Source organism: Actinocrinis sp., from assembly GCF_035653575.1.
In the GTDB taxonomy this organism is placed as follows: domain Bacteria; phylum Actinomycetota; class Actinomycetes; order Streptomycetales; family Catenulisporaceae; genus Actinocrinis.
The window spans coordinates 1-14,541 of record NZ_DASRBQ010000089.1; the positions used below are offsets into that span (position 1 = coordinate 1).

Here is a 14,541-nt window from a genome sequence, read left to right on the forward strand (position 1 = left end):
TGCGTTTGGTGCCTTCGAGCAGAAAACCGGCCTTCGTGGCGACGCGACAAGATGCGTGATTGCGCGTCGAGTGGTCCAGATGCAGGCGGTAGAAGCCGGCTTCCCCCAGCGCCCAGGCCGACAGCGCGTTGACGGCGCTGGTAGCCACGCCCGCGCCGCGAGCCGCCGGCAGCACCCAGTAGGCGACTCCGGCGATGCCACTGTCGAAATCCCAGCCGCGCGTGGCGATCCGGCCCAGCACCTCGCCGCCGTCTCGGGTGATCGCCCAGTGCCCGCCCCTCTCGCTTTCCCAGTCCCGCCGGTATGTGTCGAACCATTCCTGAACATGGGCCTCGGTCAGTGGACGACGCGTGTGCCAGCGGCGGATCTCATGATCCTGGTAAGCGGACAGGAATACCGCAGCATCGGCCGGTCTCCACGGCCGCAGGACCAAGCCCTGGCCGGCTGGCAGCACCGGCTGCGGAGAGCCGCAGAGCGACCCGGCGGGTACTACCGGCGGCGTCGACAATGAGCGAGTCATGGACCATGGTCGCCGTTCGGCAGTCGCACGAGTCAAGGGCGTCAGCTCAGCTTCGTCGAACTGGCGGTCAACGCATGGCGTCGCCGCACGGCGGTGCGATGGCTTCTGTGTAAGGACGGTTCCCCGGCTTCTACTGCAATCGGCCAGTGTCGGTTGGCCTCGTCCGCTGCTTGGCGCTCATCGCCTGTTGTCGGCTGGTGTGATCTGCTGCCTGGCTTTTCACTGACTTCTCGCTGATTACGTATCTTGATACCCTGCTGTGGCTCGTAATGCTCGGGTACCGCTCGGGGGACGTTATGGCTCCGCCTGTCATGATCATGCTGGTGCTATCGCTGGTCACGGGTGTCGTGTTCTGCTGGGACGTGCATGGTTACGCGACTAGGTTCCGGCAGCGGCTCGAAGCCAGAACACTCGACGGTGCACTGTTCAGAAGGCTTCCGACCTGGACGTTTCGCGCATTCGGCGTATGGTGCTTCGTCTTCGGGATCGGCCAGTTCGTTGTCCTCGGCCTCTACGCTTCGCGGCCATAAGGCTGGCCGTCGGCCGCTCGTCGGGCTGAGGAGGAGACGGCTATGGAGGCAGCTAGCGGAGCGGCCGAGCGTCAGCGAGGACGCGGAGCATTTAGGGGTGGGAGGGCGGGCTCCAGTTCCGGCGGAGCCGGGCCAGCTGCAGGCGTCGAAGGCGGAGCGAAGCGGAGCCATCAGCGCGAAGCGCGTGCGCGGCAGCGCCTCAAGTCCGTGGAGCGAAGCGGAACGGGGGCGGGAGGGTGGGCGGCATAATCGTCGCCATTGACGTAAAGCAGCCCCGGCCGATTCCGGCCGGGGCTTCTCTTGCTTGTGGAGCCAAGGGGACTTGAACCCCTGACCTTCTGTCTGCCAGACAGATGCTCTACCAGCTGAGCTATGGCCCCTTATAGATCCGCCCAGCTGGGAGGACTTTTGGTCCCGCCAGGAACAAACGCTTTGCGTATCCATGGAATCACTCTGTTCCCGGGCGGGCTCCGCCATATTAGCCAACGCGGGAGCGAAACGCGAAATCCATAAGCCGCCGGACGGGTCTGGCACGTCAGGCCAGGGCGGCTCGCACGTCCGCATCGCCGTTGCCGGCGGCCTCACCGTCCGCATCCGCATCCGCGTCTGCGTTGGCGTCGTCGCCGATGACCGGCTCGGGGAGGGAGCCCGCGTTGTGTTCGAGCAGGCGCCAGCCGCGGGTGGCCTCGCCGAGGACCGACCAGCAGCAGTTCGACAGGCCGCCGAGGCTGCTCCAGTGCTCGGGGGGCAGGCCGAGCAGGCGGCCGATCGCGACGCGGGAGGAGCCGCCGTGGCTGACCACGACGAGGGTGCCGCGCGGGGGGACGCTTTCGAGCGCGCGCAGGATCGCGGGGACGACGCGGTCGGCCACCTCGGTCTCCAGTTCGCCGCCGCCGCGCCGGACCGAGTGGTCGCGCTTCCAGGCCGCGAACTCCTCCGGGAACTTCTCCCGGATCTCCGTGTCGGTCAGCCCCTGCCAGGTGCCCGCGTAGGTCTCCCGCAGTCCCTTGTCGAGCAGGACGGGCAGGCCGGTCAGGGCGCTCAGCTCGCGGGCCGTGTCGGCCGCGCGGGCGAGGTCTGACGCGGTGATCACGTTCGGGCGCAGCGCGGCGAGGAGCCGGGCGGCGCGGCGGGCCTGGTCGCGGCCGACGGCGTCGAGCGGCACGTCGGTCTGGCCCTGGAATCTGCCCTCGACGTTCCACTCGGTCTGGCCGTGCCGCCAGACGACAACGCGACGACCGGGGGCGTGGTAGGCGTGGCGGTCGGATGGCGCGCTGTGCGGGGAGCCGCGGTCGGCAGCGGAGGTCGGGACTTGGGGGTCGGCGTCGGGGGCCTCGCCGCCGTTGAGATCGTCGCCGGGGTTCACTGGGCGCCGCCGAAGTCGGCCGCGGGACCCGCGGACCGGCCGCTGGTGACAGACTCGGGCAGGCTGATGATCGGACAGTCCTTCCACAGCCGCTCAAGCGCGTAGTAGGTGCGCTCCTCCGCGTGCTGGACGTGCACGACGATGTCGATGTAGTCGAGCAGCACCCAGCGGCCTTCGCGCTGGCCCTCGCGCCTGGCCGGCTTGGCACCCAGATCGAGCAGCCGCTCCTCGATCGCGTCGACGATGGCCCTGACCTGCCGGTCGTTCGGAGCGGACGCGAGCACGAAGGCGTCCGTGATCACGAAGACGTCGCTCACGTCGTAGGCCACGATGTCATCGGCGAGCTTGTCCGACGCCGCCTGCGCCGCCGCAATCGCGAGCTCCCTCGCCCGGTCGGTCGCTGTCACTCTCGGCACACCTCTCAGTTCGTTAGGGCTGAGTCAACTTTGGGGTGATAACAGGGTCTCATGGAGGGGGGACGAACCGGCGCGAGTGGCGGTTCAGCGCGCTCTACCTGGGCGGGAGGAGCGCGGTCGTTAGTTGGTGGTGCCGGGGAGGGTGACGTTGGCCAGCTTGGGCCAGTCCGCGCCGAGCAGCACGGTCGCGTCCGCGAAGCTGCTCATCCCGGGTACAACCTGCACGTCGTTGGGCTGGAGGCCGAGCGTCGCGGCGAGCTGCACCGCGGCCGACTTCGCGCCGTCCGAGCCCACTTCGACCACGCTGGTGGACCGGTGGGCGACCGTCGCGCCGTCGACGAACGTGTAGCCGCCGTTCGCGAGGCGCGCCTGCGCGGCGCCTCGGATGACCTGGGACTGGATGCCAGTGTGACCGGACGCATCCTCGACCAGCACTCGGGAGATCTGCCCGTTGTTCTGCGTGTTCAGCGCACCGCCGAGCAGGCTGCTGACGATGGGCGCCGCTGCCTGCACGTCCAGCTCGTTCGAACCGTCGGTGCGCAGCGGCAGTGCCTTAGCGGTAAGCGCACCGGCCTGCTGCTCTGCCGCGAGTGCCGCGAGGATCGGGCTCAGCTTGCTCTCGGGGAGGGCCGGATCGTCGACGATACCCAGGTGGTTCAGGTACGCGGTGATCGCGCCGGCGTCCGTGGGCAGCGCTGCGAAGAGGCCGCTGACTACCTGTCCGAAGCGCTCGATCTGGGCGTCGGGGCCGTCGCCCTTAGCCGTGTACGTGCTGTAGGCAACGGCCTGACCGCCCGTCAGCTTCTGGTTGCCGACGGGGATCGCTGCCGCAGTGGGACTGGCGGTGGCCACCGGGACGGCGACGTTGGCGTTGAGCTGGATGCCACCGATCTGGTCGATCAACCCGGCGAAGGTGACCTCGTCCATCCGCCACACACCGTCGATGTTGACGCCGAGCGCGTCGGCGACGGTGTCCTTACCGGCCGCGGGAACGGATTGAGCCATGTTGCCGCCGAAGGCCTGCTGGCCGAATCCGGTGCTGTTCACCACCATCTGAGAGGGGATCAGCACGCTGGCGCCCTTACCGGTCACGGTCTTCGAGGTGCCGGTGCCTGTGGTCGCCGTGTGGTCGGTAACCAGCAGCGCATCGGCTACCGCATTGCCGGTGGAGTCGCTGATCTGAAGCAGAACCACGGACTTCGTGGGGCCGCCGCCTCCGATCAGCGAACCGCCGTTGAAGAGCGCGTACGCACCGATACCCGCCGCGACCACGGCTACCGCGGCGCCTGCGCCGATCAGCCGACGCCGGAAGCGCTTGGTCCGATCCGCGCGGCTGTCCGCACGCGACTCGACGAAAGTGAGCCACCCCTTGACGTCCTGGCCGGTTTCCTCCTCGATGAACGCGAAGTCGGCGGCCGTGTAGCCGTCGTTGGGACGAGGGCCCCCTTCCGGCGGGGGCGGCACAACCGGGTCGGTGACGGTCGGAGGTTCGGGGGCGCGAGCGGGAGCGGCTGGCGCGGCGTTTGTGGCAGAGGAGGCCGAGAGCGACGAGGTCGAGAACGAACCGGAGTCGAAGAGGTCGTTGTCGTCGAAGAGGGCGTCGGGGGCCGAGGTGGGCGGCGCCGGCGGTCGGGTGGGCGCGGAGGCCGGAGATGCGGTGGCGGGAGCCGTGTACGAGGGGGGCTGCCCGAAGGGTGTGCGGGACGACGGCTGACCGGCTTGGTGCGGGAAAGGCTGGGGTGACGGTGCGTCGTTTCGTGAGGGCGCGTCAGGCCACACAGCGTCGGGGCGCGGTACGGAGGCGGGCGGCGCAGGCGGCGACGCATACGGCTGCGACGAGAACGGTTGCCGCGCAGGCTGCGGAGGCGTCGGCGGCGGCTGCGATCCGTAGCCCGTGGGTGAGTACGGATCGTTCAGGCCGTAGCCGACCGGGTTGTAGTACGCGGGCTGATCGTTCGGCGCGACCTGGTGCTGGCCGGAGGAGAACGCATCGAAGACCGGGCCAGGCTGTGCCTCGGGCTGCCCGCCCTGAGACTGGCGCCAATCGTAGGCGTAGTCGTATTCGCGCTCGTACTCGTGCTGGGGTTGAGCGGGCTGCTGCTGCCCGTAGCCTGCGGGCGGGCGCGGCGGCGCGGGCAGGCTGCCCTCTTCCTCCGGATTCGGCTTCCGGCGGCGTCCGGGTCCGCTCACGGTGCCTCCTGCGCGGTCGGGTCCGGCTCGGCCCCCCACTCATGCGGGCGGCCGAGGTGTTCTCCAGTGTCGCCAGGATCCCGGTACAGGCCGCGCTTGTTGATGTACTGCACGATGCCGTCCGGTACCAGATACCACACGGGTTCGCCGCGGCGTACCCGTTCGCGGCAGGCCGTCGAGGAAATCGCCAGCGCCGGGACCTCGATCAGCGAGACCTTGCCGACCGGAAGACCCGGATCGGCCAGCGGGTGCCCCGGCCGGGTACAGCCGACGAAGTGCGCCAAGTCGAACAGCTCGGCGGCTTCCTGCCAGGTGAAGATCTGCTCCAGCGCGTCGGCGCCGGTGATGAAGAAGAACTCGGTGCCCGCGGGCCGCTCGGCGCGCAGATCACGCAGGGTGTCGACGGTGTACGTCGGGCCGCCGCGGTCGATGTCGACCCGGCTGACCGTGAAACGGGGGTTGGACGCGGTGGCGATGACCGTCATCAGGTAGCGGTCCTCGGCGGAGGAGACCAGCCGGTTGTCCTTCTGCCAGGACTGGCCGGTCGGGACGAACACCACCTCGTCGAGCTCGAACAGCGACGCGACCTCGCTCGCCGCGACCAGGTGGCCGTGGTGGATCGGGTCGAAGGTGCCGCCCATCACGCCGACGCGGCGCGCGCGTGCGGGCTGCCGGGACCCGGCATCCGCTCGGGACACCGCCGTGTCGGGGGGCTGGGGGTCGCTCATGCGCACCGACCCTACCTGGCTCACCCCGCGGTTACACCAGCACTTGGGCTGCTTGTCCTATTTTGCCGGGAATTACTTGTCCCGGTTGAGCCGGGTCACCAGGAACAGCAGCACCAGGAAGATGATCATCACGACGATCGCGTTGAGGGCCGGGTTGATGCCCGCGTAGCGGCCGCTGCCCTCTGCCAAAACGGTAAGCGCGTGCACCGTGTCCGTCCTTACTTCCACTCGATCGCCATACGGCTTGGGTACCGGATGGCGGCTGTCGCCCGCTCAGGCACGCTGCGCTCTCCGGTCGCGCCCTAAATATAGAGGGCCGCGCCGTGCGCCTCGCCGAGAGGGTCGGTCAGTCGCGGTTCTTGTCCTGCGTCTCACCCGAATCGCGGTAGCCGCGCAGTACCAGCCAGGCGATCAGGATGACCACGGCGAGGCCGCCGAAGATGTAAAGGCGCAGGAAGATCCCCGGCGGGGTGTTGTCCGGGGCGTTGACCGCCAAAAGAATCTGTTGCACGACTCGACCATACGCGCCACGGCACGCCCTGGCAGACGCCGGGTCGGTAATGTGGCGATCCGGGAACCTCCCGACTCCACGAGGGGGCACAAGTCCATGTCACAGCCATCGCAGGCCGGAGAACCGGCCGATCGCGTGCCCGACCGCAACCGCCGCCGTTTCCCGGAGATCAGCTCGCGCGCCTACGAGCATCCCGCCGACCGCGCCGCGCTGACCGCCCTGCGCAAGCTGAGCGGGTTCGACACGCTGCTCAAGAAGCTCAGCGGCCTGATCGGCGAGCGCAACCTGCGGCTGATGCTGCTGGCCAACGCGGTCCAGGTCTCCGAACGGCAGTTCCCGCGGCTCGACGCGATGTTGACCGACGCCTGCGAGATCCTGGACGTGCGCGAGCGCCCGCAGCTGTTCGTGCAGCAGACCCCGCTGGTCAACGGTATGACCATCGGACTGGACAAGCCGGTGATCGTGCTGACCACCGGGCTGGTCGAGCTGCTTGACGAGGAGGAGCTGCGGTTCGTCGTCGGACACGAACTCGGCCACGCCTTCTCCGGCCATGCGGTGTACCGCACGATGCTGATCTGGCTGATGAACCTCAGCGGCGCGGTCGCATGGCTGCCCGGCGGCCAGCTCGGCATCCAGGCGCTGATCACCGCGCTGCTGGAGTGGTTCCGCAAGGCGGAGCTGTCCAGCGACCGGGCCGGGCTGCTGGTCGGCCAGGACATCGAGGCCGCGGTACGCACCCAGATGAAGATGGCCGGCGGCGCTCACCTGCACGAGATGAACGCGCTCGCCTTCATTGACCAGGCCCGCGAATACGAGGCCGGCGGCGACATCCGCGACTCGATACTGAAGCTGCTGCTCACCCGGGACCAGACGCACCCGTTCCCCTCGGTGCGCTCGCTGGAGCTGACCCGCTGGGTCGAGACGGGCACCTACAACCGGATCCTCGGCGGCGACTACCCGCGCCGGGACGGGGACGCGGCCGCCTCGGCTACCGAGGACGCGAAGGCCGCCGCCGACTCATACGCCGAATCGGTGCGTAACAGCGCGGACCCGCTGATGGCGAAGCTGCGTGAGTTCGCGCGCGACGCCTCGGGAATTGGCGACCGCATCGGTGGCGCTATGTATCGCCGGTGGGGTCAGCGCCCGAACGGTGAGGAGCCGGGCCGGGACGCGGACGACACCGAGCAGTGACTCGAGACCGGTGACTCACATCACGCGATGAACCGGCACGGGCGAGTGACGTGTTAAGGCACGCGGCGATGTGTTAACGACGCGTGCCCGGTGACGGCTAGACGACGAACCAGAGGAGTAGCCCGCATGGGAATCAAGGACATTCCGCTCAAGGCGCTGGACGGCACCCCGACCAGCCTCGGCGAGCACACTGACCGAGCCGTGCTCGTGGTCAACGTGGCGTCGAAGTGCGGACTGACCCCGCAGTACTCGGCGCTTGAGGAGCTGCACAAGGCCTACTCGGGCCAGGGCTTCTCGGTGGTCGGATTCCCGTGTAACCAGTTCGGCGGCCAGGAGCCCGGCACCGCGGAGGAGATCCAGACCTTCTGCTCGACGACCTACGGGGTCACCTTCCCGCTGTTCGAGAAGATCGACGTGAACGGCGAGGACCGCAGCCCGGTCTACGCCGAGCTGACCAAGGCCCCCGACGCCGAGGGCTACACCGGCGACATCCGGTGGAACTTCGAGAAGTTCCTGCTCGACGGCGAGGGCAACGTGGTGGCCCGGTTCGGTCCGCGCACCGAGCCGGACGCGCCCGAGGTGATCTCGGCCATCAAGACCCTGCTGTAGTCCGGCGGTCGCGGCGCCGGCCGCGACGGGATGCGAAGACGGGCGCTCCAGGCGGCGTCAGCGGGCGGACGGCCGCCCAACGACAAGGGCAGCTTGCTGCCAGCCGGGGCGCTGAGCATGGACGGCGCGTCAGCCCTCCGTAAGACTGTTCCCTATGGTGCAGTGGAGGGGTTGGCGCGCCGCCGACATTCCCGAGCTGACCGGCCGGGTGGCCCTGGTAACCGGGGCGACCAGCGGGATCGGCCTTGAGACGGCGGCGCAATTGGCCCGGGGTGGGGCCCGCACTCTGCTCGGCGTCCGCGACTTGGAGCGCGGCGCACGGGCAAGGGACCGGATCGCGGCGCGTTACGCCGAGGCGTCCGTCGAACTGGTGCGCGTAGATCTGGCCTGCTTGGAGTCCGTGGAGGACGCCGCGCGAGAGATCGCGGACCGGGCCGGGCACATCGACGTCCTGGTGAACAACGCCGGGGTGATGGCGCCGCGGCCGGAGCTGACCGCCGAGGGTTTCGAGCTTCAGCTGGGCACGAATCACCTGGGGCACTTCGCCCTGACTGGCCGTCTGCTGCCGCTCCTGCTGGCCGCGGACGGGGCGAGGGTGGTGACGGTGACCTCGTTGATGCATCGCACCGCGAGCGGGGCGGGGCTGAGCGAGCCCGCTGATTTCAAGACTCTGCCGCGCGGCTCGCGGTGGCTGGGGTATTCGCGTTCGAAGCTGGCGAACCTGTTGTTCGCCCTCGAACTCGACCGGCGGGTACGAGCGTGCACCGGCTCGGCGGCGGTGCTGCGTTCCATCGCCGCGCACCCCGGCTACACGCGCTCGGAATTGGTAGCGCACGCGAGTATCGGGCAACGCGCGGTGATCGGCCAGATCGCTCAGGTGTCCACGGGCATCATCGGCCAATCCGCGGCGTCGGGTGCACTGCCTTCGCTGTACGCAGCGACGCACCCGAATGCGGCCGGCGGCGAGTTCTTCGGACCGCGCTTAGGCATGCGCGGGGCGCCGATACACGTCAAACCAAGTCACGTGGCCCGCGACAAGGCGCTCGCAGAGCGACTGTGGGCGGCGTCGGTCGAGGCGACCGGGGTCGGGTACGAAGAGCTGTGCACGCCGCGATAGGTGGCCCGGTCCAGGTGCCCGAGCTGCGCGGTAAGTGGTCGAGTCTTTACGAAGCGGCACAGGCACGCCGGGTTGTCTGAGTCCGAGCCTGAAGGCACGGAGGCTAGAGTGCCCGCATGGCAACTCGGATAGGCGCCTGTGCAACCGCCCGTACAACTGCCGGCTTCGCAGCGTTAGCGCTGACCGCGACGCTCGCGGCGTGCACCGGTGGCGGCTCGGCATCATCCGCCGCCTCCGCTTCCTCCACGCACGACGTGCCGAGCGGCAAGCAGCTCAGCACGATCCTGCTGGCCGCCGCCGACCTGCCGCACGACTTCACCGAGGAGTCGATCGGCGCGCAGAACAGCGGCGCGAACCTGTCCGCGGCGGCGTCCAGCGTCGACCTGAGCAGCGCGGACTGCAACAAGGTGCTCAACCTGGTCAACACGGTGGGCCAGAACAGCCTCGGCGAGGCCTCCTACGCCAGCGACGCGTTCACGCCGCCGTCCGGGCTCGGCGAATTCGACGAGACACTGCTGGAGTTCCACGGCACCGACGCGACCACGTTCACCAACAAGCTGGGCGCGGCGCTCAACCGCTGCAGCACCTTCCAGGCCTCGGACGCCAGCGGCGCGACCCAGAGCGCGTCGGTGAAGGTGATACCGGGACCGCGGGTCGGGGACGAGTCGGTGGGCTTCACCGTCAAGGTCGCGATCGGCAACCAGACCATGGTGATGAACGGCGCGGCGATCCGGGTCGGCACGGCGGTCGCGGTAATCGACAACTCGCTGCTCCAGGGCCAGAGCACCGAGATCGACCTGGCCAAGCTGGCCGGCGTGCTCGTGCCGCGGTTGAAGTCGCTGCACTAGACCACACTGGTCGTGTACGCACGGGCGGGTGCCTGCCGGGGCTTACCCTTGGACCCAAAGACCCCGAACGAGAAGCGGTGAGAACGCTGCCCAAGCGCACGCCAGACGGCCCTCCCCCGCCCCCTGCGGTCCAGCGGCTGCGGATCCGCTACGCGAAACGCGGCCGGCTGCGCTTCACCAGCCACCGGGACATCCAGCGGGCGTTCGAACGGGCGCTGCGGCGCGCGGCGGTACCGATGGCGTACTCAGCCGGCTTCTCCCCGCACCCCAAGATCTCCTGGGCCGGGGCGGCCCCGACCGGCACGGCCAGCGAAGCGGAGTACGTCGAGATCGCGGTCACCCGACGCGTCGACCCGACGGCGCTGCGTGCCTCCCTGGACGCTGCGCTGCCGCCCGACTTGGACATCCTGGAGATCGTCGAGGCCGCCACTCCCTCGCTGGCCGACCATCTGGAGGCCTCGGTCTGGCAGATCGAGCTGCCCGAGGTCGAACCGGCCGAGGCAAGGCGCGCCGCCGAGGCGTTCCTCGCCGCCGAGACGGTTGAGGTGGAACGCCTGATGAAGACCGGAATGCGCACTTTCGACACCAGATCAGCCGTAGTTTCGCTCAACGTCCTCGACAGCCCGGCTGAAGCCGGGCACCAGTCGCGGTCGTCTGCCTGTGCGATACTGCGAGTGGTCGTCCGGCACGCCACGCCGGCCGTCCGCCCCGATGATGTCCTGACCGGACTCGGATCCGTGAGCGGTCTTGTGCCGCCGGTCGCCCCACGGGTGACCAGGCTGGCGCAGGGACCACTGGTGCACGGCGACGGTCTGCACGGCGCCGGTCTGACTAGCCAGACCACACCCGGTGCGCCGGCGAACGCCGAGTCCGCGGCCGGGTCCGGGGCGTGGCCGGTGGCCGACCCGATGGCCCTGGACCGGAGCGCTTCGGCGAATTCCGGGCCGTCGAGCATCAACACCCCGGTTTCCGGGGTATGAGTGCTCGCAGGCGCCCCGCCTTCGCGGCGGCGCCGGCACGACGGCCCGATTCGGCGAGACGCCCGATCCGGCCCACCTGACTTCAGTACGTACAGACGAGCCGCCGCGCGGCGCCGACGCACACCGGAACCGGTGGCGTCCGAGCGCCCGGCGGCCACGACGGGAGAACCGCCCGAATGCTCGATCACGAGCCCACCGGTTCCGGCTCAGGCCTGGAACCCGAGAACGAGTCCACAGCCGACTCGCCGAACACCACCCCGCGCCGCCGCCGTGCGGCCAGCCGCCCCGCCGGGGCCCCGACCGCGGAGAGCGCTCCGCGGGCCGAGGCCGCGAGCGGCGGCGACGCGTCCGAGCCGGCCGAGGCCGCCCCGGCGGCCAAGCGCTCCCGCGGCAAGAAGGCCGCGACCAAGACCGCGGCCGCCGAGGCGCCCGCGGCGAAGAAGACGACGCGCAAGACCGCGACGAAGAAGGCGGTCCCGGCCGCCGCCGCGGATCAGGCCGGCGACGCTTCCGCCGAGGCGGCCGCGCAGCAGGCCGCGCCCGAGGTCGCCGCTGCCGCGCAGGAGGCCCCGGCCAAGAAGACGGCGCGCAAAACGACCACGCGCCGGCGGACGCGCACCGGCGAGGCGCCGGACGCCGATGCCGCGGGCGCGGCGGCTCCGCAGACCGCGGCCAGCGCCGAGTCCGCCCGCGCCGATGTGAGCGCTCAGCCTGAGTCGGCAGCCGACGCCGACGCCGACCGGTCCGGCGGTGCTCAGTCGGGCGCTGCTCAGCCCGAGACGGCCGAGACGCCGCAGGCCACCGGCCGGGCGCGCCGCAGCCGGAAGCGTGCGAGCGCGCCGGCGCAGCCGGTCGAACCGCTGGCCGCCGCGGCCGGCTCCTCCCCCGCCACCGAGGACGAGGACGAGGCCGCCGGCGCGCTCGAGGCCGAGGAGATCGAGGCCGCGTGGTCACCGGATGCCGAGGCCGAGGAGGCCCCGGCGCTGGCACCCGCGCCGGTCGCGCCGCAGCGCCCCGGCATGCTCATCTTCCAGGCTCCGGTCGTCGCCGAGCCGATCCGCCGCCGGGCCACCGCGCCGCAGACCGCGCCGCAGGCCCAGCCCAAGCCCGTCGCGGCTGCCGAAGAGGCCGAGCGCGCGGCGCAGCCGGCGACCGGTGAGACGCAGGAGGCCAACGCCGAGCGCGAGTCCCGCCGCCGCCGTCGGCGCAGCCGCAACGGGAGCGGTCACAGCGGCGACGCGGTCGCCGCGCGGGCTGACGCCGCGTCAGCCGAGGAGTCCGAGAGCGAGCCCGCCGAGGCCGACCACGCCGACGAGGCCGCGCTGGTCGCCGACGGCGAAGGCTCGAGCCGGCGCCGTCGCCGGCGCCGCCGCAGGCAGACCGCCGAGGACCTGGCCGCCGGCGGCACGGAGGACGACGACCCGCCGAACACGGTGGTGCGCATCCGTGAGCCCCGCGAGCCGCGCGAGCGCCGCTCCTCCCGGCTGATCGAGCCGGACTCGGTGCGCACCGGCGACGACGTGCTCGGCGTGCGCGGCTCGGTGCGCCTGGCCGCGAAGCAGCAGCGCCGCCGCGACGGCCGCTCGACGCGTTCCCGCCGCGCCCCGATCGTGAGCGAGGCCGAGTTCCTGGCCCGCCGCGAATCGGTCGAGCGCGTCATGGTGGTGCGTCAGGCCGCGAACCGTACGCAGATCGGTGTGCTTGAGGACGGCGTGCTGGTCGAGCACTACGTCAACCGCGAGTCCTCGGTCTCGTACGTCGGCAACGTGTACCTGGGCAAGGTGCAGAACGTGCTGCCCTCGATGGAGGCGGCGTTCGTCGACATCAACAAGGGCCGCAACGCGGTGCTTTACGCGGGCGAGGTGAACTTCGCCGCCGCGGGCCTCGAAGGCCAGCCGAAGCGGATCGAGTCCGCGCTCAAGTCCGGGCAGCCGGTGCTCGTGCAGGTCACCAAGGACCCGATCGGGCACAAGGGCGCACGGCTCACCAGCCAGATCTCGCTGCCCGGCCGGTTCCTCGTGTACATCCCCGGCGGCTCGATGATGGGCATCAGCCGCAAGCTGCCGGACAACGAGCGCACGCGCCTGAAGCAGATCCTCAAGAAGGTCGTGCCCGAGGACGGCGGCGTGATCGTGCGCACCGCCGCCGAGGGGGCGAGCGAGGAGGAGCTGGCCCGCGACGTCGAGCGCCTGGTCGCGCAGTGGGAGGAGATCGAGCGGCGGTCGCGCACGGCCAACGCCCCGGCGCTGCTCTACGGCGAGCCGGACCTGACGGTGCGCGTCATTCGCGACATCTTCAACGAGGACTTCAGCAAGCTGATCGTCTCCGGCGACGAGGCGTACAAGACGATCCACGAGTACCTGTCCGGGGTCGCACCGGAGCTGGCCGAGCGGCTGGAGCACTGGACCAGCGACACGGACATCTTCACCGTGTACCGGGTCGACGAGCAGCTGGCCAAGGGCCTGGACCGCAAGGTCTGGCTGCCCAGCGGCGGCTCGCTGGTGATCGACCGGACCGAGGCGATGGTCGTCATCGACGTGAACACCGGCAAGTTCACCGGCCAGGGCAGCAACTCCCTGGAGGAGACGGTCACCCGCAACAACCTGGAGGCGGCCGAGGAGATCGTCCGCCAGCTGCGGCTGCGGGACCTCGGCGGCATCATCGTGATCGACTTCATCGACATGGTGCTGGAGTCGAACCGGGAGCTGGTGCTGCGCCGGCTGCTCGAATGCCTGGGCCGGGACCGCACCAAGCACCAGGTGGCCGAGGTCACCTCGCTGGGGCTAGTGCAGATGACCCGCAAGCGGGTCGGCCAGGGCCTGCTGGAGGCCTTCTCCGAGACCTGTGACCACTGCAACGGCCGCGGGATCATCGTGCACATGGACCCGGTGGAGCCGCACGGCCGTAAGGCCGCGGAGCGGGCCACCACCGTGGTCGAGCGGATCGACCGGGTGACCGGAGAGCACAGCCACGGCCACGACGAGCACGGCGGTTCTGGCGACGCGTCAGAGCACCACGGCGGTAACGCATCGAACGGCAACGCCGGTGACGCTCGTCACGCCAGCAGTGCGGTAGAGAGCCGGGCCAGCAGGCGCAGGCGGCGTAAGGGCAAGCACCACGAGGGCGAGGACGCGCCGGGCGCACCGGTGGATTCGTCCTGGGTCGCCGACGACGCCGTGCCGGACACGAGCCCGCGCGCCGAGGCGGACGCGAGCGCAACCGCCGAGTCGGCTCAGGCTCCGGCCGTGCAGACTGCGCCGATCAACCTCAAGGCGCACGCGGACGACCCGGACGCCGCGGCGGCCGGTGACGAACTCAGCGAGGCACTGATCGATACCGGCCGACCGCGCAAGCGCCGCCGGGCGGCCAGCCGCCCCGCGGGCTCTCCGCAGTCGAACGCGGAAGCTTCGTAGTAAGGCTCCCAGCGCTTCGCCGCGCGGCGCGCACGGTCCGTATCGGATCGGCGCGCCGCGAGGCGAGCGAGGGTGCGCGTGCGGTGACGGTCAGGCAGCCGCGTGGCCCCGATGAGGCTCGT

General features: G+C 70.5%; 13 protein-coding genes and 1 tRNA gene. 6 read left to right on the forward strand and 8 right to left on the reverse strand.

Features of this window, described 5'->3' with window-relative positions; all coding sequences use genetic code 11:
- The 8 genes from VFA06_RS12725 to VFA06_RS12760 all read right to left on the reverse strand — a co-directional run.
- A partial coding sequence (locus VFA06_RS12725) for a GNAT family N-acetyltransferase (protein ID WP_349260166.1) occupies positions 1–520 on the reverse strand: 520 nt, incomplete at its 3' end.
- 837 nt (positions 521–1,357) lie between these two features.
- Positions 1,358–1,430 (reverse strand) — tRNA-Ala (locus tag VFA06_RS12730).
- Between the two features lie 155 nt (positions 1,431–1,585).
- Complete coding sequence (locus tag VFA06_RS12735) at positions 1,586–2,416, reverse strand: histidine phosphatase family protein (RefSeq protein WP_324840727.1); 831 nt, start codon at positions 2,414–2,416, stop codon at positions 1,586–1,588.
- Complete coding sequence (gene rsfS / locus VFA06_RS12740) at positions 2,413–2,823, reverse strand: ribosome silencing factor (RefSeq protein ID WP_324840728.1); 411 nt, start codon at positions 2,821–2,823, stop codon at positions 2,413–2,415. Before rsfS ends, VFA06_RS12735 begins: the two co-directional genes overlap by 4 nt.
- Positions 2,824–2,952: 129 nt before the next feature.
- Positions 2,953–5,022 carry an LCP family protein gene (locus VFA06_RS12745; protein ID WP_324840729.1) on the reverse strand — a complete coding sequence of 690 codons (2,070 nt, stop codon included), beginning with the start codon at positions 5,020–5,022 and terminating at the stop codon, positions 2,953–2,955.
- Positions 5,019–5,750, reverse strand: a complete 732-nt coding sequence (gene nadD, locus VFA06_RS12750) for a nicotinate-nucleotide adenylyltransferase (protein ID WP_324840730.1) — start codon at positions 5,748–5,750, stop codon at positions 5,019–5,021. The genes VFA06_RS12745 and nadD overlap by 4 nt, the downstream gene beginning before the upstream one ends.
- 72 nt (positions 5,751–5,822) lie before the next feature.
- Positions 5,823–5,978: a hypothetical protein gene (locus VFA06_RS12755; protein ID WP_324840731.1), complete on the reverse strand. Its 156-nt coding sequence runs from the start codon at positions 5,976–5,978 to the stop codon at positions 5,823–5,825.
- Positions 5,979–6,096: 118 nt separating this feature from the next.
- Entirely contained in the window at positions 6,097–6,261 is a 165-nt protein-coding gene (locus VFA06_RS12760; protein WP_324840732.1) for a hypothetical protein, read from the reverse strand.
- Between the two features lie 96 nt (positions 6,262–6,357).
- Between VFA06_RS12760 and VFA06_RS12765 the strand changes: the two genes are divergently transcribed.
- The 6 genes from VFA06_RS12765 to VFA06_RS12790 all read left to right on the forward strand — a co-directional run bounded on the left by VFA06_RS12765 (position 6,358) and on the right by VFA06_RS12790 (position 14,419).
- Positions 6,358–7,452 carry a M48 family metallopeptidase gene (locus VFA06_RS12765; protein ID WP_324840733.1) on the forward strand — a complete coding sequence of 365 codons (1,095 nt, stop codon included), beginning with the start codon at positions 6,358–6,360 and terminating at the stop codon, positions 7,450–7,452.
- 126 nt (positions 7,453–7,578) lie between these two features.
- The gene (locus VFA06_RS12770) at positions 7,579–8,061 is read left to right on the forward strand and encodes a glutathione peroxidase (protein WP_324840734.1); all 483 of its coding nucleotides are present in this window, start codon (positions 7,579–7,581) and stop codon (positions 8,059–8,061) included.
- A gap of 154 nt (positions 8,062–8,215) precedes the next feature.
- Positions 8,216–9,178: an oxidoreductase gene (locus tag VFA06_RS12775; protein ID WP_324840735.1), complete on the forward strand. Its 963-nt coding sequence runs from the start codon at positions 8,216–8,218 to the stop codon at positions 9,176–9,178.
- A 116-nt stretch (positions 9,179–9,294) separates the two neighbouring features.
- On the forward strand, positions 9,295–10,026 hold the full coding sequence (locus tag VFA06_RS12780) for a hypothetical protein (RefSeq protein ID WP_324840736.1): 732 nt from the start codon (positions 9,295–9,297) through the stop codon (positions 10,024–10,026).
- 86 nt (positions 10,027–10,112) lie between these two features.
- Positions 10,113–11,006, forward strand: coding sequence for a TIGR03936 family radical SAM-associated protein (locus VFA06_RS12785; protein WP_349260167.1), 894 nt, complete (start codon positions 10,113–10,115; stop codon positions 11,004–11,006).
- A gap of 176 nt (positions 11,007–11,182) precedes the next feature.
- Positions 11,183–14,419, forward strand: a complete 3,237-nt coding sequence (locus tag VFA06_RS12790; RefSeq protein ID WP_324840738.1) for an Rne/Rng family ribonuclease — start codon at positions 11,183–11,185, stop codon at positions 14,417–14,419.
- Positions 14,420–14,541 lie beyond the last annotated feature (122 nt).